We start from the raw sequence: 24,662 nt of genomic DNA on the forward strand, positions 1-24,662 counted from the left end.
CCCGATCCCCGGTGCGGGCCGCCGCCGGACGCGTCACCGCCTCCCGCTCGGGCGGTCGTGCGGCCCGAGTCTTCGCGAAAGGACGTGTGCCCTCGTGGCATCGCACCGCAAGCCCGGACACCGTTCGTTCGGCGGCCGGACGGCCCGCACCGCCGCCACCATCGCCCTCGCGGGCGCGGCGACGGCCACGGCGTTCGAGGGCACGGGGTACGCCGAACCGCAGCTCACCCCGGCGCAGGTCAAGGCCAAGGTCGACAAGCTGTACCAGGAGGCGGAGGCGGCCACCGAGAAGTACAACGGGGCGAAGGAGAAGGCCGACAGGGGGCAGCAGCGGCTGGAGATGCTGCAGGACGAGGCGGCACGCCGGACGGACCGCCTCAACTCGGCCCGCGACACGCTCGGTTCCATCGCCACCGCGCAGTACCGCAGCGGTGGCCTCGACCCCGCGCTGCAACTCGCGCTCTCCGACGACCCCGACCGGTATCTGGACGGGGCCGCGCTCGCCGAACGCGCCGGGAGCCGGCAGGCCTCGGCGGTGGAAGACGTACGCAAGCAGCTGCGGGAGATCAGGCAGCTGCGCGGCGCCGCCCACGTCCAGCTCGCCTCCCTCACGTCACGGCAGGCGGAGCTGAAACGCCAGAAGAAGAAGATCAACGAGAAGCTGGCGAAGGCACGGGAACTGCTGTCCCGGCTCACGGACGAGCAGCGGGCGCGGCTCGGGGCGGCCGGCGGCACCGGACACGCGTCCCGCTCGTCCACGCGGGCCCCGGACGTCCTTCCGTCCGGCGGCGGTACGGAGGCCGCCCCGGCCACGGCGCCCGACTCCCGCGCGGGGGCCGCGGTCGCGTACGCCTACCAGAAGATCGGCCGCCCCTATGTGTGGGGCGCAACCGGCCCCGACGCCTTCGACTGCTCGGGGCTCACGCAGGCCGCGTACCGCGCCGCGGGCGTCGCACTGCCGCGTACGACCTACGCGCAGATCGGCACGGGACGACGGGTCTCCCGCGCCGAACTCCGCCCGGGCGACCTGGTCTTCTTCTACTCCGGAATCAGCCATGTGGGCATCTACGTGGGGCAGGGCAGGATGATCCACGCCCCCAACCCGTCGGCGCCGGTGCGGCTGGCCCCGATCGACCAGATGCCGTTCGCGGGGGCTACGCGGGTGGTGTGAGGACCCCGTACGGCAAGTGAAGGATTCCGGCCGGACGCGGGTACGCGCTGATGGCATGGGCACGTTCGCGCGGTAGCGTCGACCACAGTCGTGTACCGCCGCCCGTCGTCGCCCCGCATCATCGACGCCCGTCGCCGCTCGAGAGGTCCCGATGCCGCACTCCCTGCTGCCACCGCTTCCGCCGCCGTGGCACCCGCGGACCTGGCCGGACCGGTCGGCGCTGCTTGCCGACCGGGGGCGGGCCCTGGAGGAGCTGCGCGCGCGGAGCCTCGGGGTGCACCGGGTGCTGCTGCTCTGGCTGCTGTCGCTCGCGGCGATCATCGGATGGGCGCTGCTGGTGCTCCCGCTCCAGCAGTTCGAGCAGGGCGATCCCACCGGCTTCGTCCTCGGGCCGATCTTCGCGATCCTCGGCCTGGCCTCGCTCGCCCCGCCCGTCGTCGCGATCGCCGTCGGCGTGCGCCGCGACCGCCAGATCCAGCAACTCCTGGACGCCTGGCTGGTGCTGGACAGCCACCCGCCGACGGACGCCCGTCTGCGCTCACCCGGTCTCAGCCTCTTCTGGCTGCTCTCCTCGGCCGGCATGTGCGCGATCGGCCTGTGGGCGTCCCTCGCGGCGGTCGCGGGGGCCGAACCGAACGCGCACAGCGACGTCGCCCTCGGGACGGGCACCGGTCTGATCCTGTGGCTGACCGGCCTGATCGGGATCGCGAAGGCCGTACGTCACTACCGGTGGGCGCTGCGCATGCTCGGACCGGCGGCGGCCGGAACACCCCGCTGAGCACGGCCGCTCACACCAGCCGGCGCGCCGTCGCCCAGCGGGTCAGCTCGTGGCGGTTCGACAGCTGGAGCTTTCTCAGCACCGCCGAGACGTGGGACTCGACCGTCTTGACGGAGATGAACAGCTGCTTGGCGATCTCCTTGTACGCATAGCCGCGGGCGATGAGGCGCAGAACCTCGCGCTCCCGCTGGGTGAGCCGGTCGAGGTCCTCGTCGACGGGCGGGGCGTCGGTCGAGGCGAAGGCGTCGAGGACGAACCCGGCCAGGCGGGGCGAGAAGACCGCGTCGCCGTCCTGGACCCGGAAGATGGAGTTGACGAGGTCACTGCCGGTGATCGTCTTGGTGACATAGCCACGGGCGCCGCCGCGGATGACACCGATCACGTCCTCGGCCGCGTCCGAGACGGACAGCGCGAGGAAACGCACCGGCTGCTCGGGGTCGGCCATCAACGGAGCGCAGCGGCGCAGCACTTCGACGCCGCCCCCGCCCGGCAGGTGGACGTCGAGGAGCACCACCTCGGGTCGGGTCGCCGTGATCACCGTGACCGCCTGGTCGACGTCGGCGGCCTCACCGACCACCTCCACGCCGGTCCGCTCGGTCTCCCCGATCTCGGCCTGCACCCCCGTACGGAACATGCGGTGGTCGTCGACGAGGACGACCCGCGCCCGGCGCCCGTCCGTGGCGGCCGCTCCGGCCGCCCCCGTGGACTCGCCGGCCGCCGAGGCGCCCGCTCCGGCTGAACTTCCGGGCCCTGCGGACCCCTTGGCCTCGTCCGGCCCGCTCACGTCGCTCATGACGTACTCTCCGCCCTCTCCATCTCCAGCTCGACCTCCGTGCCGCCGTCCGGCACCGCGCGCAACCGCGCCGTGCCGCCGTTGCGCTCCATGCGGCCGATGATCGATTCTCTGACGCCCATGCGGTCGGCGGGTATCGCGTCGAGGTCGAAGCCGGGACCGCGGTCCCGGACGGACACGAAGACCGTCCTGCCCTCGACTTCGGCGAAGACCTGCACCGCGCCGCCCTCGCCACCGTACTTGGCGGCGTTCACCATGGCTTCCCGCGCGGCCTGCATCTGTGCGCCGAGCCCGTCGTCGAGCGGGCAGTCCCCGACGACGACCACCTCTATGGGGACGCCGTGCTTGTCCTCGACCTCCGCGGCATTGCGCCGGACCGCCTCGGCGAGGGTGTCCGGCTCCTCCGCCTCGTCCTTGCCGGTGCCCTCCGGTTTGTAGAGCCAGGCGCGCAGGTCGCGCTCCTGGGCGCGGGCCAGGCGCCGCACCTCGCCCGCGCTCTCCGCGTTGCGCTGGATCAGGGTCAGGGTGTGCAGCACCGAGTCGTGGACGTGGGCGGCGACCTCCGCCCGCTCCTGGGCGCGGATGCGCATCAGCCGCTCCTCGGAGAGGTCCTGGGTCATGCGGACCAGGTAGGGGCCGGCGAGGAGCGCTATGCCGACCAGGACCGCGAGCGCCGCCTGGAGGACCGAGCCGAGATGAGCCGCGGAGCCCTGGAGCACGAAGATGCCCGACACGCCCGCGGTGACCAGCAGGACGCCGGCGGCGGAGCGCAGCAGGGTGAGCGTGCGTCTGCGGCGGCCCACCTCCATCCAGCGGGCCCGCCGCGCGTTGTCCGCCTGGCGCCAGACCAGGGCGACGCCCGCGCCGACGAGCACGGTCGGCCACAGATAGGCCTTGGCTCCCCCGCCGAGATTCACATTGCCCACGAAGACCATGGCCACGACGACCATGAGCAGCAGCGCGACGATCTGGCCCCGGTCGGGCTTGCGGGCCACGAGTCTGCGCCGGCCGTCGGGCGCGGACTCGGTGGTCACGGACGGCGGCCGCCCGGCATCGACGCCGCCGACTCCCAGCGGCACGAAGAACCAGAACGCCGCATACAGCAGCGCGCCCAGCCCGTCCGCCATGAACAGGCCGACGAACACCAGCCGCACCCACACGACGGGCAGCCCGAGGTGCCCGGCGAGCCCCCGCGCCACGCCCCCGAGCCAGCGGCCGTCGCTGCTGCGGTAGAGCTTGCGCGGGGGCCACGGAACGTCGAGGGGCAGTGCTGCGGCTTCCGGCATGCCATCGATGTTCACACGAGCGGCGGGCCGGAGCATCAGGGTCGGCCCCCGAGACTCCCCTGATCTTCGGGAGCCCGGCGTCCGAACGGTTCCCCCCGGCCTCGTCAGGGACGATCTCAGGGTCGGGCCAGGGTCATCCCGGCTCCCCTCACGGCCCCTCGCCCGTCACCATGGACCCATGACAGATCAGCAGCACGCGGCAGCGGAGCAGGAGCCCGGCCCGGGCGCCCGGCCGGCCGGCCCCGGCCCGCGGGCCGCCGCGGCGGGCCCGGCGGCCGGTGACGAGCCGCGCGCGCACGGAGTGGACGGGGGCGCGGCCGAGCCCGCCGCCTCCGGAGCTCCGCACAAGTTCCGGCGCGACCCGCGGCACAAGATGCTGGGCGGGGTCTGTGCCGGGCTGGGCCGGCAGTGCGAGATGGACCCGGTGATCTTCCGGATCGTGCTGGCGGTGCTTGCCGCGACCGGCGGCCTCGGCCTCATCTTCTACGGCTTCGTCTGGCTGTTCGTCCCACCCGACGACGACGAGGAGAACGAGGTACGCAAGCTGCTGACGGGCCGCGTCGACGGCCAGGCGCTGGCGGCGGTCCTCTTCGCCCTGGTCGGCTGCGGGGTCTTCCTCTCCATGCTGAACAACGGCGGAGTGCTCGCCTTCGCCGTCATACTCGCCATCCTCCTGGCGGGCGCCGGGTACTGGTCGCAGCAGCGCGGCGCCCCCGACCCCGACCCGCTCGCCGCGCAGGCCGCGGCCGACGCCCCTCCCGAGGCCAAGGCGCCGCCCGTGCCCTACTCCTCCCCGTCCTGGTGGCGCGACCCGATAGTCAAGGACGGCACGCACGTCGGCGGCACGGGCTATCTCTGGGGTCCCCCGACGCCCCGGGACCGGGATGTCGCGGCAGCAAAGAACATCGCCCGCGGCACGGCACGCAGCCACCTGCGCGCCACCAGCGAGCCCCAGCCCCGCGGCCCTCGCTGGATAGGCGGCTGGGTCTTCCTGACCGCCCTGCTCGCGGGCGCCCTGGGCACGGGCCTGACCTGGGACGACCACGCGTTCGGCACCAGCGTGCAGACCGGGCTCGCGTGCGCGCTCGTCGTCTTCGGAACCGGCATCGCGATCAGCTCCTTCCTCGGGCGTACGGGCGCGGGCACGGTCCTGCTGGCGGTCCTCACCGCCGGGCTGCTCGCCTGCGCCGCGGCCCTGCCCGGCGACATCAGCACCCACTGGGTCCGCACCGAATGGACCCCCGCGGCCGTCTCCGACGTGGAGCGGACCTACGACCTCGGTACCGGCGTCGGCACCCTGGACCTGAGCCGCCTCGACCTCGCGAAGGGGCAGACGGTGAGCACGCACGCGGAGGTCGGTGCGGGCCGGCTCAGGGTGGTGGTCCCCGAGGACGTGACCGTGCGGCTCGACGTCGAAGTGGGCGTCGGGGACATCCAGTTGCCGGGCGACGACAGCAAGGACGTGGACGTGCAGCCGGGAAGGACCAAGCATCTGACGCTTCCGCCGACAACCGGCGGCAGGAGCGGGGGCACGCTCGACCTCCAGCTGGAAGTCGGCGTCGGACAGGCGGAGGTGGCTCGTGCCACGTCATGAGTTCCAGCCGGGGAAGCTGGTCGCGGGCTGTTTCCTCATCCTCGCGGGCATCGTGTACGCGGGTGACGCGGGCGGCCTCTGGGAGACCCCGTGGTTCGCGGTGATCCCGATCGTCGCGGGCGGCCTGTGCCTGGCGGGGGCGGTGGCGTCGGTCTCCCATGCGATACGCCGGCGCCGGTCGGCCCGGGCGGACCGGACGTCCGGGGACGGGATGGTGTCCCGCTAGCGAAGGTTCAGCGACGACCGCCCGCGCGTCGGATGCGCCGCGCGCGCAGGGCTGCGTCCACGGACAGGACCGAGGCACCGGCGAGGACGAGAGGCAGCCAGGCCATCAGGTACGCGAGATCGTTTCCGTAGTAGTAGGGATCGGAGGCCCAGCTCACTGTCAGCCACAGACTGAGGGAGATCAGTGCGCCACCGAGGGCGGCCAGGCGGGCCAGCAGCCCGAGGAGGGTGCCGATGCCGACGGCCAGCTCGCCGAGGGCGATGGCGTAGCCGAAGCCGACGGGGTTCCTGAGGGCCAGGTCGACGAGGGCCGGGATCGCCGAGCTGCCGCGAGCGGAGTTCATCAGGTCGCCGATGGAGCCCGCTCCGGCGTCCTTCATGAAGGCGCTGTCGGTGAGTTTGTCCAGGCCGGCGTAGATGAAGGTGACGCCCAGGAAGAGGCGCAGGGGGAGCAGGGCGTACCGGGTGGCGGTGTCCCGCCAGCCCCGGTCTCCTTCGAAGTACGTGTCCGGACGCATGCCGTGAGTCATCGTGCCGCCGCCTCTCGCCCCGCCGAGCCGTTGCCCCCACCAGACCATACGTACGCCGTCCCCCCGACGCTCACGCTTCCCCCGCACGCTCAACGCGACGCTGCGAACCCGGGGGGGTGGGTCCCCCCTTCCCGCCGACACCCGGTGCCGCAGCTGAGACCGGACGCGACGGCGAACCCAGCGCCGACAGACTCGACTCCGCTCGACCGGGGGGACCCCCATCGCCCCCGAACGGCACGCGTGCCCGCAGCTGGTGGCAACAGGCCCGCACCCGCGCTCCCACCGAAGGGGCCGTGCCGGTACATCAGATGCCCGTTGCAGGTCGGGCAGAAGGCTCCGGTCCACTCCCGTGTCCAAGGTGCACGTCCGACATGCAACGGGCGGATGTACCGGCGACCGCAGCGTGGGCGACCCACCCACCAACCCGTGGGCGACCCACCCGCCGGCCCGAAGACACCCCGCGCGCCCAGGCAGCCGGAGCCCAGGCACGCACCCGGGCACAAGCCGGCCAGCCGCTCAGTCCGTCAGTAGTCCGTCAGTCCGTCAGTCCGTCACGTCGATCGTGCACCGGTTCGTCTCCACGCCTGCCGCGGTGACCACCTGCACCTCCACCCGCCCCGGCTCCACATCCACCGGAACCGGCACGGTCAGCACCGCATCCGTGGGGTTGCTGAACCCCCCGGGTACCGGCACGAGCGGCACGTGCACGTGGACCGGCCCGATCCGGACGACCATCCGGGACAACCGGTCCGCCGTCCCCGCCCCCGGCGGCACGAACCCGGCCCCCCGGATCTCGATGTCGTCCCCCGTACGGATCGGCGCGTCGAGGTCACCCGCCTCCCGCGCCCGGACGACGGACAGAATCACCGGACGCCCGCCCTCCGCGTACTTCCCGGCGACATAGGTCGCCGCGGAGACGAGCACCAGCACCGCAAGCCCCCACGGCAGATCGGGCAGCTGCTCCGGCCGCCGGGCCAGCCGCACCACCGCGAAGAGCAGCGCGACGGCGCCGACCACCACGTACTGGATGTCGGCGAAGCTGCCCCGGCCCGAGTCGTCGGTCAGCAGATCGGCGGCCCGGGGCCGGTCCGCCCGCACCTTCTGCAGGCGCTGCCCGAGCACCCGCAGCCCCACCACCCGTCGCACCAGCACCGCGATCCCGCACACCACGGCGACGACGGTGACCGTGCCGGCGCCGCTGGCGAGTTCGAGTCCGGCGATGAGCCGGTCCCGCTCACCGTGCCCGGACGCCACGGCCAGCTGTCCCACGAGCACGAGCACGGCGTACACCACGAGGACGACCCAACTCGCGGCCACCGCACGGGAGGTGGAGAGCCGGTTGTCCTCGCCGACGACGGGGGCGAGGACCCCGCCGCGCGCCCGGTGGACGTACCCCGCACCCGTGAGCAGCGCGCCCACGAGCAGCGCGGCCACCAGCCCCGCGGTCCGCGCGTCCGTCCACCCCGCCCCGATCGCGGTGAGGGCCTGTACCAGGAGCAGTACTCCCACGACCGCCCAGACCGCGACCGCGGTGCGGCGCCACAGCCGTCCCAGCCAGGCCTCGCCCTCGACGCGCCCGCGCTCGGCGACGAGGTCCGCGGCCTGGGTGAGCTCGTCCGAGACCCACTGCCGGGACGCGGAGACGGAGTGCGCGACCGCGGCGGGCAGTCCCTGCCCGGAGGCGAACTCGTCGCGTCTGGCGAGGAATGCGGCGACCGCGCGCCGGTGCCCCTCGCGGGCTCCGTGCGGACAGTCCCCGCACGTACACCCGCCCCCGTGCGGCCCCTGCCCGGACCCGCGCCCCGAACCCGACCCGGCTCCGGCCCCGTACCCGGTCCCGTACTCGGACCCGTACCCAGCCCGATACCCGGACCCGGACCCATACCCGGACCCGGACCCATACCCGGCCCCGGCACCCGCACCCCCACCGGCACCCGCACCCCCACCGGCACCAGCACCAGCACCAGCATCGCGCCCCGTGCGGGCCCCGGCGGCCCCGGCCCCGGCTCCAGCTCCCGCGCCGGACGCCCCCGCACGGGTCCCGGAGCCACTCCCGGAGCCGCCCCCCGCACCGCGCTCCCCGCCGTGTCTCCCCTCCTGCACCGCCACGCCCGTGCCGCCTTCCCCACAACGAAGAGTTCCCGCAGGTTTCCTGCGAGCTCGGGAATCCCGGGGATCCCGCGTCACATGCTCCCGTGCCACCGGGTCTCCCGTACGCCTGACCGCCTCACAACTGCGTGACAACCGCCCCGCGACGACAGCGCATTGTGCCGTACGGAACACACTCCGCGTTCGCCGGGTGTGGTCAGCGAGGGGGAAGGACCGGATCTCGTGTTGACCGGCCTCGCTAGCTCAGCAGATCGGGCTCGCTGCGGCTGATGTCCTGCCACAGGGGCTGGTAGTTGATCCACGCCACCAGGTCGCCGCCGAGCTGCTCGCGGGTCGCGACCGCCTGTCTGTGGTCGATGACGACCGGGCGCCCGGCCGCCCGCGCGGTGAGCTGGACCTGGCACGAGCGTTCCATCGAGAGGAACCACCAGGCCGCCGCGTCCACCGAGTCGCCGACGGTCAGCAGCCCGTGGTTGCGCAGTACGAGTGCCTTGCGGCTGGCGAGCGCGGAGGCGATCCGGCGGCCTTCCTCGGCGTCGACGGCGACGCCGCTGTAGCTGTCGTACAGAGCGTGGTCCTCGTAGAAGGCGCAGGACTCCTGGGTGATCGGGTCGAGCAGCTCGCCGAGGGCGGCGAGGGCGCGCCCGTGCACGGAGTGGCAGTGGGCGACGGCCACCACGTCCGGGCGGGCGGCGTGCACCTGGGCGTGCACGGTGAAGGCGGCCTGGTTCACGTGGTAGCGGCCCTCGATCACCTGCCCGTCCTGGTTGGCGAGGACCAGGTCGCCCACCGTGACGTGCTTGAACGGCATGCCGAAGGGGTTGACCCAGAAGCAGTCGCTGTACTCCGGGTCGCGCGCGGTGATGTGGCCGGAGACCCCGTCCTCGAAGCCGGACCGCCCGAAGATCCGCAGCGCGCCCGCCAGCCGCTCCTTGCGGTGGCGCCGCTCGTCGTCCAGCGACTCGTGCATCGGCGGCATGGCGAACCGCAGCCGGTCGGTGGGTACGGGCAGGGGCGGCTTGGGCCCGTGCATATGTCCTCCAGCACTGGCGTGTCGGTACGGAGCGGAAGTTACCCGGGGTCAGCGCAGGAGAACAGGGCCGCTCCGGGAAGTGAGTGCACAACCGTTACGCGAGGTTCCTGGTCGTCGGGTACCCGCGCGAGGTCGCCCGGATACCCGACAGAAGATGTCCGGTATCCGGGCGAGACTCCTCGTATGACCGGTACGACGACGAACTGGGCGGCCTTCGCCGCCGCCGAACCCGAGCTGGCCCGGACGGCGGAGAACCGCTTCGGAGCCTTCACCCATCACGTCCTGGCGACCCTGCGCAGGGACGGTGCTCCCCGCACGACCGGGATCGAGGTGCGCTTCCTGCACGGCGAGCTGTGGCTCGGCATGATGCCGGGCTCGCTGAAGGCGCTGGACCTGCGCCGGGACTCCCGCTTCGCGCTCCAGGCGAATCCGGGGCCGGGGACGGACACGGGCGGAGGTGACGTGCGTGTCGCCGGGCGGGCCGTCGAGGTGCGCGACCCCGAGGTGGTACGGCGCTACGCGGACGCCGTGAACCCGCCGGACCCGGCCGCCTTCCACCTCTTCCGCACGGAGCTGACCGAGGTCGTGCGGACGTGTGTGGAGGACGACACGTATCTGGTGGTGCAGGTCTGGCAGCCGGGGGCGCCGGTGCGCACCGTCAAACGCACCTGAGCACACGGACGCCCCCGGCACGGACGGAGCGCCTGAGCACACGTGAAGGGGTGCCGCCCGGTACCGACCACGGGTCTGAGCACACGTGAAGGGGCGCCGCCCGGTACGGACGGCGCCCCTGTCAACGGTCCTCGTCACCCTTCACGTGCCGCGGCGCGTGAGGGGAAGGGGAGGGCCTACTCCCACTCGATGGTGCCCGGGGGCTTGGAGGTCACGTCGAGCACGACGCGGTTGACGTCCGCGACCTCGTTCGTGATCCGGGTCGAGATCTTCGCCAGGACGTCGTACGGCAGGCGCGACCAGTCCGCCGTCATGGCGTCCTCGGAGGAGACGGGGCGCAGCACGATCGGGTGGCCGTACGTGCGGCCGTCGCCCTGGACGCCGACCGAGCGCACGTCCGCGAGCAGGACCACCGGGCACTGCCAGATGTCGCGGTCGAGGCCGGCCTTCGTCAGCTCCTCGCGGGCGATGGCGTCGGCGTGCCGGAGCAGGTCGAGCCGCTCCTTGTTCACCTCGCCGACGATACGGATACCGAGGCCCGGGCCCGGGAAGGGCTGGCGCTGGACGATCTCCTCCGGCAGGCCGAGCTCCTGGCCGACCATCCGGACCTCGTCCTTGAACAGCTTGCGCAGCGGCTCGACGAGCTGGAACTCGATGTCCTCGGGGAGTCCGCCCACGTTGTGGTGGGACTTGATGTTCGCCGTGCCGGTGCCGCCGCCGGACTCGACGACGTCCGGGTAGAGCGTGCCCTGCACCAGGAAGGCGACGTCCTCGCCCTCCGCTGCCTCGGCGATGATCTCGGCCTGGGCCTGCTCGAAGACCCGGATGAACTCGCGGCCGATGATCTTCCGCTTCTCCTCGGGGTCCGAGACTCCCTTGAGGGCGGTGAGGAAGCGGTCCTCGGCGTCGACGACCTTCAGCTGGACGCCGGTGGCCGCGACGAAGTCCTTCTCGACCTGCTCGGTCTCGCCCTGGCGCATCAGACCGTGGTCGACGTACACACAGGTCAGCTGGGAGCCGATGGCCTTCTGCACGAGGGCAGCGGCGACCGCGGAGTCCACGCCGCCGGACAGGCCGCAGATGGCGCGCTTGGTGCCGACCTGCTCGCGGATGAGGGCGACCTGCTCGTCGATGACGTTGCCGGTGGTCCAGTCCGGCCTGAGGCCCGCGCCGCGGTACAGGAAGTGCTCGAGCACCTGCTGGCCGTGCGTGGAGTGCATCACCTCGGGGTGGTACTGGACCCCGTACAGCTTCTTCTCGTCGTTCTCGAAGGCCGCGACCGGGACGACGTCCGTGGAGCCCGTGACCGTGAAGCCCTCGGGGGCGGCGGAGCAGGCGTCGCCGTGCGACATCCAGACCGACTGCTCGTCCGGGGTGCCCTCGAAGAGGGTGGAGCCGGGCTTCGAGACGTGCAGCGGCGTCCGGCCGTACTCGCGGGCGCCGGTGTTGTCGACCGTGCCGCCGAGGGCCGTGGCCATCAGCTGGAAGCCGTAGCACATGCCGAAGACGGGGACGCCGGCCTCGAAGATCGCGCGGTCGAGGCGGGGGGCGCCCTCCGCGTACACCGACGAGGGGCCGCCGGAGAGGATGATCGCCGCCGGGTTCTTGGCGAGGATCTCCTCGACCGGCATGGTGCTCGGCACGATCTCGCTGTAGACCCGGGCCTCGCGGACGCGGCGGGCGATGAGCTGGGCGTACTGCGCGCCGAAGTCGACGACCAGGACGGTGTCGGGGGTGGCGGCAGCGGAGGGTGCTGATGGCACGGTTTGCCTTCCGGCGGGCTGCAGAGTCTGTACGTCCGATTCTAACGGGGTACGCGGAGAACCAGTTTCCGTCCCCGTGGCCCCGCTCCCGGACCCCGTTTTGCCGGGCCTGCGCCCTCTTCCCGGGCCCCTTGTCGCGCCTGCGCCCCCGTCCCGGACCCCCTGCCCCGCCTGCGCGCCCCGTCCCCCACCCTTGCCGCGCCTGCGCCCGCGTCCTCGAGCTCCGGACGGGCGGCACACCTCCGCCGGTGCCGGGCGAAGGGTTTCCGCCGGACGGTCGCGCCGTGCATACTGCTCGCATGCTCTCGCACCAGACGTTCGTCTTTACCTATGGCAACCGGCCCACCGGCTGCCATGGTCGTGCTGCTTGAGCAACTGACAAGCGACTTCCCAGGCGCCCCGGGCCGACAAGGCCCGGGGCGCCTGGCGTTTCCCGGGTCCTGCCGCTCCGGGGCACCCTTCCGCAAAGGAGCCCCACCATGGCCGACGTACTCGACAGGACCGGCGCGCGCACCGACGAGGCCGCCGACGTGATCACCGGCGCCCGTGAGCGCATCGACGCCCTGGACGACCGGATCATCGGTCTCGTCCAGGAACGGATGGCCGTCTCCGCGGTGATCCAGGAGGCGCGGATCACCTCGGGCGGGCGCCGGGTGAACCTCTCGCGCGAGATGGAGATCCTCGGCCACTACCGGGACGCGCTGGGCAGGCCCGGCACCTCCCTGGCGATGACGCTCCTCGAACTGTGCCGGGGCCGCGTCTGAGACCGTCCGGGTCGCGGCCGTCACGGGGCCCGGTGCACCCGCGTCCGTATGTCCTCTCACCCGTACGGCGCGTGACCGGACGGCGCGGGCTTCGTTGTCCGTGGTGTCCGTGCCAGCCAGGGGCGGGCCCGAAAGAACCACGCGTGGCTCCGCTGGGGCGATGAGACGTACGGATCGTGCCGTGCGTCGTGGGACCTCGCCCCAGGATCGTGACCGGACGGCAGGGGACAGCGGCCCGGTCATTCAAGAGAACGGCCGGCTCCGGGGACGCCCGGGGCCGGCCGCCGGAATCGTCCCCGGGGTGGTCGTCACGGTTGCGGAGGCCGCGGCCCGCCCAGCACGAAGCGGGACGACCCCACGTCCCCCAGCAGACAACAGCATCCATGTCGTCCGAGCGGCGCAACCCCCCGGCGCCGCGCCCCGGGCACCGGCGCCGCCCTGACGCCGGTGCTGACGGGGAAGGGCCCCGCGGATCCGTCCCGCGGGGCCCTTCCCCGTGTCCGCCGCCTCAGCCGCGGTTTCCGCCTCGGCCTCAGCCGGTGGCCTTCTCCACCTTGGCCAGCTGCTTCTCGATGATCTCGGACGGCACCTTCACCTTGTCCGGGTCCAGCATGTTCATCGAGGTGAAGGCCACGACGACGGTCCCGACCCGCACGACGGTGAAGGCCGAGGGCACCTCCGCGCCCTCGATGGAACCCCGGAGCCGGTAGGCGACGGACTCGTCGCCGAGGCCCGGGTCCTTGAGCGCCTTCACGTCGCTGTAGCGGTAGCCGGTGTGCTTGTACGCCGTGCACCTGCCCGCCGCCGCGCGCAGTCCCGCGAGGACCTTGTCGGCCTCGCCCGACCTGTACGAGAGGAGCGCGAGGGAGGTGACCGAGGCGTCGAGGTCGTCCTTCGCGGTGAAGCCGCGGCCGACGCCGGCCCGCGCCGTGGGGTCGGTGGTGAACAGGTACATGTCGGCGATCGGCTGGCACGTGTCCGGGGTGGCCGGTACGGAGTCGAGCGAGATGTCCGAGGCGGCCGTCTTCTCCACCCCGTAGCCCTTGACCTCGCCGTCCGCGAGGGCGGCCTTGTCCAGCCGGGCCCGGGTGAGCGCGGCGGGCGCGTCGGCGGTCGCGCTCTCCTTCGCCTTGCCGGCGTCCGTCGGCCCGTCGGTGCTCTCCGGCTCGTCGGCGTTCTTCTCCGCGCCGGAGGCACCGGCGGTCGCCGTGGCGGTCTTCGCCGGCTTCGAGCCCTGGCCGTCGCCGCCCCCGCCGCACGCCGCACTGCACCCCAGCGCCGCCACGACCGCGAGCGCCGCCGTGGCTCGCGACACCTTTGACTTCACGTTCCCCACCTTCACGTTCTTCCTCACGGGGGCCGCGTCGAGACCGACGGGCCCGGCGCGCCACGATGACACAGGCTCCGCGCACGGGGCACGGGGCACGGGGCTCGCGGCCCCGCGGCCCCGCGGCCCCGCCGCACGGGGCGATCGCCGTGTGACCCAGCCCACATAAAGATCCTGTGAGCGAGGGGGCAACCATTCCCCGCCGGCACAGGTCACACCTGCTGAACCAACGGCCACACCCGCGCCCCACCGCGGAGGCCTCCCGAACTTTTCGCGTGCCGCGTCACCGCGGCACGCCGGACTTACGAGGTCTTCATGAAGCTTCGCCGTGCCATGGCCGTCACGGCCGCGGTGGCCGCCATAGCCCCGCTGGCACTGCTGTCGGCGCCGACCGCGTTCGCGGAGGAGCCGGGTCCGACCCCGACGCCGACGCCGAGCGCCACCGTCACCGAGACGGTGCCCGCGCCCAGCACCCCCGAGGCCACACCTGCGTCCAGCACGCCCGCCGGTACGCCCAGCACCGCGGCGCCGTCGACGTCGGCGCCCGTGGCCTCCACCACTCCCTCGGGCACGCCGTCGGCGACGCAGAGCGACGAGCCGACCGACCCCGAGGTCCCGTACTGCGAGGACGTCGACGAGGAGTACGGCGACGCCAAGGTGTCCGCCGACATCAAGGGCCTCCCGGGCAAGATCGTCGCGGGCAGCGGTTACCACGCGTTCGAGCTGACCGTCACGAACGACTCGACGATCGACATCGAGGGCGTCGCCTTCTACGCCGAGATCGAGAACTACGAGCTCGACGAGTCGAAGTACCTGAGCAAGTACGTGGACCTGGAGTTCAAGAACCCCGAGTCCGGCAAGTGGACCCGCATCGGCGACGACTCGTGGGCCGGCGACTACTTCTTCTACGCCGAGACGCTGAAGTCGAAGCAGACCGAGTCGGTCGACCTGCGCGTCAGCATCGACAAGAACGCCCCCGCGGGCGACGCCTACTCCTTCGGCTCCGGCGCCTACCTCGACAACGTCGACGGCCAGGACTGCGTCGCCGAGGGCTGGGCCCAGTACGACTTCGTGGTCCTTGAGCCGGGCTCCGAGAACTCGAACCCGGGCGAGGCCGAGCCGGGCGACGACGACGAGAAGAACCCGGTCAAGAAGCCGCAGGGCGACGTCTCCGAGCTGCCGACCGGCAACCTCGCCGAGACCGGCTCCAGCTCCGCACTGCCGGTGATCAGTCTCGTCGGCGGTGTCGCCGTCGTCGCCGGTGCCGGAGCGGTGTTCGTGGTGCGTCGCCGCAAGTCCGGTGACGCCGCCGCGTAGGGCGGACCACCCGGGGCTCGCGCCTCACACCTGAAGAAGGACCTGTGCTCGGAGGGGGGCACAGGTCCTTCTTCAGGTGTGCGGGGAGGCCGCGGAGGTCAGCCCTTGGGCGGCACCGCCGGCATCCCGAGGAACGGCAGCCGCAGCGCGCCGAACGCGTCCGCGGGGACGGCGGGCGACCGCGGCTCGACCGCCTTGAGCCGCTCGTACGCCGCTCCCTGGGCCGGACGCGGGTCGGTCTCGCCCTTGTTGGGCCAGTACGACATCGCGCGCTCGGCCTGGGCGGTGATCGTGAGGGACGGGTTGACGCCGAGGTTCGCGGAGACGGCGGCACCGTCTACGACGGAGATGCCCGGATGCCCGTAGAGCCGGTGGTACGGGTCGATCACGCCCGTCTCCCGGGAGTCGCCGATCGGGCAGCCGCCGAGGAAGTGGGCGGTGAGCGGCGTCCCCATCAGCTCACCGACGTTGCTGCCGGCGAACCCGTTGATCTCGGCGGCGATCGCGGTGGCCGCCTCCGAAGCCGCCCTGATCTGCTTGGGGTTGGGCGCCCCGTGCCCCTGACGTGTCGTCAGCAGCCCCTTGCCGGGGCCCGTCGGCTTCAGATACGTCGTCAGCGAGTTGTCCAGGGACTGCATCACCAGGCCGATGATGGTGCGCTCGGACCAGCGCCGGTTGGAGAACGAACGCACCATCTGCACCGGGTGCCTGACCACGTTGAGCAGCCAGCCGAGAGCGCGCGAGGAGTTCTCCGCGTACGGGACCTGGAGGATGGACAGGCTGCCCATCGCGTTCGAGCCCCTGCCGTAGCGGACCGGCTCGATGTGGGTGCTGTCGTCCGGGTGGATCGACGAGGTGATCGCGACCCCGCGGGTGAAGTCGGCCTTCGGCTCGCCGTGCGCCTTGCGGTAGCGGCGGTTGTCGGTCTGGGCACCCACCAGCGCCTCGGAGTTGGTGCGGGTCAGCTCACCCAGCCGGCTGGAGAGGTACGGCAGCTGGCCGCCCGCCTTCATCCGGTGCAGCAGGGTCTGCGTGCCGTAGGTGCCGGCGGCTATGACGACGCGGCGCGCGGTGAACGTACGGCCCTGTCCCTTGCGGCGGTCGTCGGTGGGCAGGGTCCTGACGGCGTATCCGCCCCGCGAGTCGTCGGTGACGGACACGACGGTCGTCATGGGGTGGATGACGGCACCCGCCTTCTCGGCGAGGTGGAGGTAGTTCTCGTTGAGGGTGTTCTTCGCGCCGTGGCGGCAGCCGGTCATGCACTCGCCGCACTCCAGGCACGCCTTGCGGTCCGGTCCCGCGCCGCCGAAGTAGGGGTCCGCGACCCGCTCCCCCGGCTCGGCCCGCGCGTCGCCCTCGGCGTCCTGCCCGTCCCCGAAGAAGACGGCCACCGGCGCCAGGTGGAAGGTGTCGCCCACCCCCATGCGTTCGGCGGCCGCCTTGAGGTGGACGTCGGACGGGGTCATCGTCGGGTTGAGCCGCACGCCCAGCATGCGCCGGGCCTGGTCGTAGTACGGCTTCAGCTCCTCCTCCCAGTCCGTGATGTCCTTCCACTGCGGGTCCTCGAAGAAGGGCTTCGGCGGTACGTAGAGGGTGTTGGCGTAGTTGAGGGAGCCGCCGCCGACACCGGCGCCCGCCAGCACCATGACGTTGCCCAGCAGATGGATGCGCTGGATGCCGTACATGCCGAGCTTCGGGGCCCACAGATAGTTCTTGACGTCCCAGGAGCTCTTGGGCAGCGATGCGCGGGTGAAGCGGCGGCCCGCCTCCAGCACTCCGACCCGGTAGCCCTTCTCGGTCAGGCGCAGGGCGGTGACGGACCCGCCGAAGCCGGAGCCGACCACGACGACGTCGTAGTCGTAGGCCTCCTCGGGGCTCTTCTCAGGGGGGCCGGCTGCGGTCTCGGCGAGGGCGTCCGCGGGGGCGTCCGCATCCGGCTTCCGGACAGAGTTCTCCTGTGACACGTGCTCTCCTCGTTGAAAGCGGGGGCTGTCTGGGCTGCCGGAATTTCCTAGCGGAGGCGCAGGGCCTTCATGGCCCGCAGGCTCCGGCTCATGAACGCGGCGTACTTCTCGTCGTCCATGCCGAGCGACGGCGCCATCGGCAGGAGCCGCTGGTGGGCGACGGTCTGCGCCTCGGTGTACTTGAGGATGCCCTCGGAGCCGTGGCGGCGGCCGAGGCCGGAGTCCTTCATGCCGCCCATCGGCGACTGGACGCTGCCGTACGCGGACGCGTAGCCCTCATTGACGTTGACGGTGCCGCTGCGGAGCCGGGCCGCGACGGCGCGTCCGCGCCGCCCGTCCTTCGTCCAGACCGAGGCGTTCAGGCCGTACGGCGTGTCGTTGGCCCGTTCCACCGCCTCGTCCTCGGTCCGGAAGCGGTAGACGGACACGACGGGACCGAAGGTCTCCTCGGCGCAGACGGCCATGGGCGACTCGACCCCGTCGAGGATGGTCGGCTCGAAGAAGTACGGGCCGATGTCCGGGCGGGCCACACCGCCGGCCACGACCCTGGCACCCTTGGCGACCGCCTCGGCCACATGCCGGGTGACGGTCTCCAGCTGCCGCTCGCCGACCAGCGAACCCATGTCGGCGCCGTACGCGAGGGACGTGCCGAGGCGCATCGCCCTGGTGCGGGCGGCGAACCGCTCGAGGAACGCGTCCGCGACGGACTCGTGGACGTACAGCCGCTCGATGGAGATGCAGAGCTGGCCGGCGGAGGAGAAGCAGGCGCGGACGGCACCCGCGGCGGCCTTGTCGAGGTCGGCGTCGGCGAGCACCAGCATGGCGTTCTTGCCGCCGAGTTCGAGGGAGACGCCGACCAGGCGGGCAGCGGCGCCCTGCGCGACCTCGCGGCCGGTGCGCGTGGAACCGGTGAAGGAGACGTAGTCGGCGTGCCGGACGATCTCGGGGCCGACGACCGGACCGTCGCCGATCACCACCTGGAAGACCTCGGCGGGCAGCCCGGCCTCGATGAGCAGGTCACGCGCCCACAGCGCCGTCAGGCAGGTCTCCGTGTCGGGCTTCATCACGACGGCGTTGCCCGCGACGAAGGCGGGGAGCGCGTCGCCGACGGACAGCTCCAGAGGGTAGTTCCAGGGTGCGATCTGGCCGACGACACCGCGCGGGTGACGCAGTTCGGTGACCTTGGTGAGCGTCGGGACGGCGCCGGTGTGCCGCTTGGGCCTGAGGTACGAGGGGGCCTTGCGGCCGTAGTGCCGGGCGGCGACGGCGACCGCCTGCACCTCCTCGTGGGCGTGCAGCCTGGCCTTGCCGGTCTCCAGCTGGATCAGGTCGAGGACCTCGGCCTGCCGGGCGAGCACCAGGTCGTGGAAGCGGAGCAGCACGGCGGCGCGCTCGCGGACCGGGACCGCGGCCCAGACGGCCTGCGCCTCGCGGGCCCGCTCGAAGGCCGTACGGACGTCGTCGGGCGTGGACTCGGGCAGCTCCGCCAGCTTCGCGCCGGTGAGCGGCGTGTGGTTGGCGGTACGGCCGGAGCCGGCCACGCCCTTGGTGAGCTGGGCGACCAGCTCGGGCGTGACGACGTCGGCGGCGGTGCGGGCGCCCTCGGGGGCGGGCGCGAGGGGGTTGGTGCCGTGGGCACCGGTGCCGGTGGTGCCCGTCCCGGCCGTGTCGTCGGTGCCGGTCTTCTCCGGGGCCTGCGAGTCCGTCATGAGCCGCAGCGTATGCCCGCCCGTACGCTTTGGGTACCCGTCGGTAACGGGGTTTCACGGAGTACACACACGGTGCCAGTGATCGCTGGCAACGAATGCGCTGATCAGCGCGTTGTGGCTCCGGCGATCACGGAATGGTCAATCCTGCGGGTTCAGAGCCTGTTGATGTCCAGGTTCGCGATCGCCGTCTCCGCGACCTTTCGGCCGCGCTCCGTGAAGTCGCCCTTGCCGGGGTAGCCGACCGTGAGCTTGTACATGTCCCCGGTCTTCTTCGACTTGTAGTAGAAGATCTTCAGCTGCCGGGGGCGCGGGTTCTCGGTGTCGGAGGTGTTGTACTTCACCGTGTTCACCGCGGACTTCCCGCCCTGGTGCGTGGACTCCTGCGGATCCGTCCTCGGTCCCGCGGGCATGTCCAGCCGGTACTCGCCGCTCTGCTTGAACTCCGCGTTGTCGGCCCACATCTGGTCCCGCGCGGAGTCCTTGATCTCGTTGCCCGCGTCCTCGGTCCTGCGCGCCAGGCTCAGGCTGATCCAGACGCTGCCGCTCCAGTCGCTGTAAGTCACCCAGTTCTTGTCCGGGTCGTCCTTGTCGGGCCTGCCCACCTGGTAGTCCGCGGGGACGGCCAGCGTCGCGCCGAACGCCTTCTCCTCCTTCTTCGTCCAGCCGTCCGGCAGCGGGCCCGCGAACGGGTCCGCGATCACCAGGTACGCCGCGAGCGCGAGAGCGACGAGGGCCGCCCCCACGCCCAGCCACGCCTTGCGGCCGAGCCTGACGCCCCTGCCGCCGGGGACGGAGATCTGCACGACCTGGGTCTCCTGCGGGGGCTTCGCGGCCTCCTCCAGGAGCCGGCGGACCCGGGCGGCGCCGGGACGCCGGGCCGGGTCCTTGTCCAGCAGGCCGTTGATCACCTCGGCGAGCGGCCCCTTCGCGGCGGACGGCGCCGCGGGCGCCGCGTTGAGGACGGACTGGAGGGTCGCGGGGGTGTTGCTGCGGCGGAAGGGGGAGACGCCCTCCGTGGCCGCGTACAGCACCACGCCCAGGGACCAGAGGTCGGAGGCGGGGCCGGGCCGCTGGCCCAGCACCCGTTCCGGGGCGATGTACTCGGGCGAGCCGACGAAGCCGCCGGTGTCCGTCAGGTTCGTCTCGCCCTCGATCTGGGCGATGCCGAAGTCGGTGAGGACGACGCGGTCGTGGCTGCCGAGCAGGACGTTGTCGGGCTTGACGTCGCGGTGCAGGATGCCCGCCGCGTGCGCGGCCTCCAGGGCGCCGAGGACCTCCAGGCCGACCGTGGCCGCCTCGCGGACGCCGAGGGTGCCCTCCTGGAGCGCGGCGCCCAGCGAGCGGCCCCGCACCAGCTCCATCACGATCCACGGCTGCCCGTCGACGACCGCCACGTCGTGGACGTTCACGACCGCCGGATGGTCGAGCCGGGCCGCGGCACGTGCCTCACGGCGCATCCGCTCGAAGACGTTGGCACGTTCCCGCTCGGGAAGGTGGTCGGGTACGCGGGGCTCCTTGACGGCGACCTCGCGGTCCACCGTCTCGTCCTTGGCCCGCCACACGGTGCCCATGCCGCCGTGTCCGAGCTTGGACAGGAGCCGGTAGCGGCCGGCGATCAGCCGGCCCGCGCCCGGCTCCTGCGGGGCCTGCCGCGGCTGCGCCCGCTGGTCCGGGACGAGCTGCGTCGGCTGCGCCTGCCCGTCCGGGACGGCCTGCGCCGGCGCCGCGTACGGATTGCCCGGGTAGGGCACCGCGGACTGCGGTTGTCCGGGGGCGGGCACCTGGTGGCCGGGCACGGCCGGCCGCGGCGGTTGCAGCCCGAAACTGGTTGGCTCGTCGGACCCGTGAGGTGCTCCCCCGTTGCTGCTCATGAACCCATGCATATCGCGGCGGAAGCCGTGGGAGCCACCCCGGCCGCCCGCCGGTCACAGACCCGTGACGCACTCCATCCCTTATCTCCCTTTTGGGGCGGTACGAGGGGTCGGGGCACCGCTGCGAACGGCTGCCCGGGTCCGGGCACGAGGGGAAGCGGCTCGTCTCAGGACGGTACGAAGGTGTCCACCGCGACGTCGAAGTACTCCTTCGCCTCGGCGACCCTGCCGACCGGCGCCGACACCCACACGTCGTACATCCGCCCGTCCTGCTCCCAGCACAGGTCGTACGTGTGCCGCGCCCCCTCCGCCCGGGTGAAGCCGTCCCAGCTGAACTCCCAGAGCGCGGCGGGACGCGCGCCGTGCCGGGTCGCGGTGACCCGGCCGTCGCGGTAGCCCGGGTTCGTGGAGGGCCCCCGGGCGGCGGCGCGGCGCATCACGCCGAGGGGCCCGCCCGTCCCGGGTCCGGCGACCTTGATACCGATCCGGAAGGCCGTCCCTCGCGACAGATAGAAGACCCGTTCGCCCTGCGGCTCGCGCGTGAAGTCCTCCGGCACCGCGAGCGTGAACCCGGCGGGGTCGCGGGCGAGGCGGTACCCCTCGGGCGCCTTCCGCGAGGCGGGCGAGGCGGGCGAGGCGGGCGAGGCGGCCGCCGAACGCGTCACGGTCACCGTGGGCCCGGGAGCCACCGGTGCGGACGTCGTCGGCGTGGCGCTGTTCTTCGTCGTACGGGCCGAGCCGTGCGTCGCCGAACTCCTGGGCACGTCGGCGCCGTCACCGCCGCCGCGCATCAGCAGCGCGGCGGCGGAGAGCCCGGCCCCGGCCATCGCGGCGACCAGCGCGGCGGCGACCAGCACGCTCCGCGCCGACGGTCTCGCCGGGAGGCCGGCCGCGGGGTTCGGCGGAACGTACGGACCGGGCGGGAAAAGGGGCGGCGTCTGTCCGCTCAGCGGCACGTCCCGCCGGGTCGGCGTGTACCCGGTCGCCACCCGCGGCGTACGCCCCGTCTCCCGGAACGCCCGCAGCATCCCCTCCGCCCGCGCCGCGTCGAGCCGCCGGTCCGGATCACGCTCCAGCAGCCCTCGTACGACGGGAAGCAGCGGCTCGGCCTGGGCGGGCGGACGCACCTCGTCGAAGACCACCGCGTGCAGGATGCCGCCCAACGAGTCGCGCCGGAACGGGGATTCACCGCTCAGCGCCGTGCACAGCAGGGCGCCGAGCGACCACAGGTCGGACTCGGGGCCCGTCCTGGCGCCGGACATCCGCTCGGGCGCGGTGTATTCGGGCGAGCCGACGAACGCCCCGTTCTCGGTGAGCGTCGTCGCGCCCGCGACCTGGGCGATCCCGAAGTCGGTGAGGACGACGCGGCCGGTGCCCGCTTCCATCAGGACGTTGGCGGGCTTGAGGTCGCGGTGCAGGACACCGGCGTCGTGCGCGCGCCGCAGCGCGCCGAGGAGGTCGATGCCGATCCGCGCGGCCTCGGCCGGGTCCACGGGACCGGACCCGGCGATGCGGTCGGCGAGCGAGCCCCCGACGATCAACTCCATGACGATGTAAGGACGCTCGTCGTCCTCGACCACGTCGTGCACGACGATGATGTGCGGGTGTCTCAGCTGGGCGACGGCGCGGGCCTCGCGCAGGGAGCGCTCGCGCTGCATCCTCGCCTCGTCCGCCGAGAGCGCGTCGTCGAGGCACAGCTCCTTGACCGCGACCTGCCGGCCGAGCAGCTGGTCGGTCGCACGCCAGACGACACCCATCCCGCCCCGGCCGATCCTGGCATCGAGCCGATAACGGCCCGCGATGACACGGGCGTTGGCCCCCTCGGTCCCCATGGGCCCATCATGCCGCACCGGGCCGGTGCTTTCCGGGACGCCGGCGCGAGGTGGCCGGCATGCGACGCGGGGCGGGGACGGGGCGGTGATCCGCGCGGGTGCGGCCCGTCCGCGACGAGGGCGCAGGTGCCGTCGCCCGCGTGCAGTGCCGCTGCCGCGGCCGGGGCGGCGTCCCCCTCACTCCTGCCCGTTCGGCCGCCAGGCCCGCAGGACCGCGTCGAACTGTTCCCGCGTGGTGTCCCAGTCCGGCGTCGGCGACGACATGTAGATCGTGTACTCCACGCCGTCACGGCCGAGATACGTCTGCTCGATGGCCCGGCGCGGTCCGGGGAACGAGGTGTTCCTGGCGAGCGCGGTCCAGGTGAAGTCCCACAGGGCGCCGTGGCAGTCGCGGTAGGTGTTCGACTGCAGACTCACCCGCCGGTAGTCCCGCAACTTGCTCACCTGCTGTTCCAGGTCCAGTTGGTGGGCGTACGGGTTGTCGAAGTCCGGCGAGTCGTCGACGGCGATCCGCACGAAGTGCTTGCCGCCGTCGGGCGTGTAGTCGATCTGGTTGCCGTTGACCTGGCGCTTCCAGCCTTTGGGCAGGGCGAGGCTGAAGCCCTCGACGTCGTGGACGGGTTCCCAGTCCTCGGGGACGGCGCCGTTCTTCTGCTGCCCCGTCCCGCCGGAACCGGCCTGATCGTCCGTACCGCCGGTGTAGTGCAGGGCCAGGGCGCCGCCGCCTCCGACGAGCACGGCCAGCAGGGACAGGAGGACGAGCGTGCGGCCCAGCCGGTGCCTCTTCGGGGCGCCCGGGGCGCCGTCGCCGGCCGGGTACGCGGACGGGGGCCCGTACAGGGTCGCGCCAGGGCCGCCCGGTACCTGGTGGCCCGGCACATGGGTCGTCGCGCCATGGTCCTCCGCGCCGTGTGCGCCGTGTGCGCGGGAGACATGGGTGCCGGAGACATGGCTGCCGGCCCCGTACCCGGCCGCGCCGACCGATCCGTGGGCCGCGGCCGCCCGGCCCGGCTCCAGGTGCCGCGTCGGCACATGGGCCTCGGCCGCGCGCGGCCGCCGTCCCTCCGCGGCCTCGGCCAGCATCTGCTCCGCGTCCTGCGAACCGGGGCGGGCGGCGGGATCCTTCCGCAGCAGCGCCTCGATCACCGGCCCCAGCGGACCCGCGCGGTGCGGCGCGGCCGGCTCCTCGTCCACCACGGCCTGCATCGTCGTGAGCGGGGAGGTGCGCCGGAACGGCGACGTTCCCTCCACGGCCGTGTACAGCGTCGCCCCGAGCGCCCACAGGTCGGAGGCGGGCCCGGGGTCGTGCCCGCGCACCCGCTCGGGTGCCAGGTAGTCGACCGAGCCGACGATCTCACCGGTGCGGGTGATGGTCGAGTCGCCCTCGACCTGCGCGATGCCGAAGTCCGTGAGCAGCACCCGCCGGTCGGCGGCGAGCAGCACGTTGCCCGGCTTCACATCGCGGTGCAGCACCCCGGCGGTGTGCGCGGCCCGGAGCCCGCGCAGCACCCACAGACCGATGCGCGCCGCCTCGGCCGGCTCGACGCGTCCCCGCTCCTTGACCTCGTCGGCCAGCGAGTTGCCCTCGACCAGCTCCATGACGATCCACGGCCGGCTGTCGTGCTCGAGGACGTCGTGCACCGTGACGACGGCCGAATGATTGATCCGGGCGGCGGCCCGGGCCTCGGCATGGGTCCGGGCCAGGAGGACCGCGCGGTCGCTCTCCGCGACGTAGAGCGCCGCCGTCAGTTCCTTGACCGCGACGGCGCGGTGCAGCACCTCGTCGTGCGCGCGCCACACGCGGCCCATGCCGCCGCTGCCGATGGATTCGACGAGGCGGTAGCGGCCCGCGAGGAGCAGGCCCTGCATCTGATTCACGTTTCCCCGCAATGGTCTTGACGGGGTCACACTAAGGACCCCGCCG

Annotated in this window: 18 protein-coding genes and 1 pseudogene; 7 read left to right on the top strand and 12 right to left on the bottom strand. The window is 72.8% G+C overall.

Annotated features, from left to right (window positions below; genetic code table 11):
* The first annotated feature begins 94 nt into the window (after positions 1–94).
* Both AC069T_RS00965 and AC069T_RS00970 read left to right on the top strand, forming a co-directional pair.
* A complete protein-coding gene (locus AC069T_RS00965; protein WP_478780692.1) occupies positions 95–1,171 on the top strand; it encodes a C40 family peptidase in 1,077 nt (358 codons plus the stop codon).
* Positions 1,172–1,322: 151 nt separating this feature from the next.
* Positions 1,323–1,949: a hypothetical protein gene (locus tag AC069T_RS00970; protein WP_478780693.1), complete on the top strand. Its 627-nt coding sequence runs from the start codon at positions 1,323–1,325 to the stop codon at positions 1,947–1,949.
* A gap of 10 nt (positions 1,950–1,959) precedes the next feature.
* Here AC069T_RS00970 and AC069T_RS00975 read toward each other — a convergent pair whose 3' ends face one another.
* Positions 1,960–2,733 (bottom strand): LuxR C-terminal-related transcriptional regulator, encoded by a 774-nt coding sequence (locus AC069T_RS00975; protein ID WP_478780836.1) that lies wholly within the window; start codon positions 2,731–2,733, stop codon positions 1,960–1,962.
* Between the two features lie 5 nt (positions 2,734–2,738).
* Positions 2,739–4,064 (bottom strand): ATP-binding protein, encoded by a 1,326-nt coding sequence (locus AC069T_RS00980; RefSeq protein WP_478780694.1) that lies wholly within the window; start codon positions 4,062–4,064, stop codon positions 2,739–2,741.
* Between the two features lie 142 nt (positions 4,065–4,206).
* On the opposite strand from AC069T_RS00980, the gene AC069T_RS00985 reads away from it, so the two are divergent.
* Both AC069T_RS00985 and AC069T_RS00990 read left to right on the top strand, forming a co-directional pair.
* Positions 4,207–5,622 carry a PspC domain-containing protein gene (locus AC069T_RS00985; protein WP_478780695.1) on the top strand — a complete coding sequence of 472 codons (1,416 nt, stop codon included), beginning with the start codon at positions 4,207–4,209 and terminating at the stop codon, positions 5,620–5,622.
* Entirely contained in the window at positions 5,609–5,848 is a 240-nt protein-coding gene (locus AC069T_RS00990; protein WP_478780696.1) for a hypothetical protein, read from the top strand. The genes AC069T_RS00985 and AC069T_RS00990 overlap by 14 nt, the downstream gene beginning before the upstream one ends.
* Before the next feature lie 7 nt (positions 5,849–5,855).
* Here AC069T_RS00990 and AC069T_RS00995 read toward each other — a convergent pair whose 3' ends face one another.
* The 3 genes and pseudogenes from AC069T_RS00995 to AC069T_RS01005 form a co-directional block, all read right to left on the bottom strand.
* Entirely contained in the window at positions 5,856–6,377 is a 522-nt protein-coding gene (locus AC069T_RS00995; protein WP_478780697.1) for a DoxX family membrane protein, read from the bottom strand.
* Between the two features lie 543 nt (positions 6,378–6,920).
* Positions 6,921–8,162, bottom strand: a pseudogene (locus AC069T_RS01000) (hypothetical protein); the annotation flags it as partial.
* 562 nt (positions 8,163–8,724) lie between these two features.
* Entirely contained in the window at positions 8,725–9,519 is a 795-nt protein-coding gene (locus AC069T_RS01005; protein WP_478780698.1) for a class II aldolase/adducin family protein, read from the bottom strand.
* Between the two features lie 183 nt (positions 9,520–9,702).
* Between AC069T_RS01005 and AC069T_RS01010 the strand changes: the two genes are divergently transcribed.
* Positions 9,703–10,191: a pyridoxamine 5'-phosphate oxidase family protein gene (locus AC069T_RS01010; RefSeq protein ID WP_478780699.1), complete on the top strand. Its 489-nt coding sequence runs from the start codon at positions 9,703–9,705 to the stop codon at positions 10,189–10,191.
* 176 nt (positions 10,192–10,367) lie between these two features.
* Here the strand turns inward: AC069T_RS01010 and guaA are convergent, their stop codons facing one another.
* Positions 10,368–11,954, bottom strand: a complete 1,587-nt coding sequence (gene guaA / locus AC069T_RS01015) for a glutamine-hydrolyzing GMP synthase (RefSeq protein ID WP_478780700.1) — start codon at positions 11,952–11,954, stop codon at positions 10,368–10,370.
* Positions 11,955–12,433: 479 nt separating this feature from the next.
* Between guaA and AC069T_RS01020 the strand changes: the two genes are divergently transcribed.
* A complete protein-coding gene (locus AC069T_RS01020) occupies positions 12,434–12,718 on the top strand; it encodes a chorismate mutase (protein WP_476753412.1) in 285 nt (94 codons plus the stop codon).
* Positions 12,719–13,250: 532 nt separating this feature from the next.
* On the opposite strand, the gene AC069T_RS01025 is transcribed toward AC069T_RS01020, so the two are convergent.
* Entirely contained in the window at positions 13,251–14,045 is a 795-nt protein-coding gene (locus AC069T_RS01025; RefSeq protein WP_478780701.1) for a hypothetical protein, read from the bottom strand.
* A gap of 315 nt (positions 14,046–14,360) precedes the next feature.
* Between AC069T_RS01025 and AC069T_RS01030 the strand changes: the two genes are divergently transcribed.
* Positions 14,361–15,362, top strand: coding sequence for an LAETG motif-containing sortase-dependent surface protein (locus tag AC069T_RS01030; RefSeq protein ID WP_478780702.1), 1,002 nt, complete (start codon positions 14,361–14,363; stop codon positions 15,360–15,362).
* Between the two features lie 98 nt (positions 15,363–15,460).
* Here AC069T_RS01030 and AC069T_RS01035 read toward each other — a convergent pair whose 3' ends face one another.
* From AC069T_RS01035 to AC069T_RS01055, 5 genes are all read right to left on the bottom strand, one after another.
* The gene (locus tag AC069T_RS01035; protein ID WP_478780703.1) at positions 15,461–17,326 is read right to left on the bottom strand and encodes a GMC family oxidoreductase N-terminal domain-containing protein; all 1,866 of its coding nucleotides are present in this window, start codon (positions 17,324–17,326) and stop codon (positions 15,461–15,463) included.
* A 47-nt stretch (positions 17,327–17,373) separates the two neighbouring features.
* On the bottom strand, positions 17,374–19,035 hold the full coding sequence (locus tag AC069T_RS01040) for a succinic semialdehyde dehydrogenase (protein WP_478780704.1): 1,662 nt from the start codon (positions 19,033–19,035) through the stop codon (positions 17,374–17,376).
* A 152-nt stretch (positions 19,036–19,187) separates the two neighbouring features.
* Positions 19,188–20,906 (bottom strand): serine/threonine-protein kinase, encoded by a 1,719-nt coding sequence (locus AC069T_RS01045; protein ID WP_478780705.1) that lies wholly within the window; start codon positions 20,904–20,906, stop codon positions 19,188–19,190.
* A gap of 167 nt (positions 20,907–21,073) precedes the next feature.
* A complete protein-coding gene (locus AC069T_RS01050) occupies positions 21,074–22,738 on the bottom strand; it encodes a serine/threonine-protein kinase (RefSeq protein ID WP_478780706.1) in 1,665 nt (554 codons plus the stop codon).
* Positions 22,739–22,915: 177 nt separating this feature from the next.
* A complete protein-coding gene (locus AC069T_RS01055; RefSeq protein WP_478780837.1) occupies positions 22,916–24,607 on the bottom strand; it encodes a serine/threonine-protein kinase in 1,692 nt (563 codons plus the stop codon).
* Positions 24,608–24,662: the final 55 nt, after the last annotated feature.

The organism is Streptomyces sp. NPDC043867 (genome assembly GCF_056435845.1).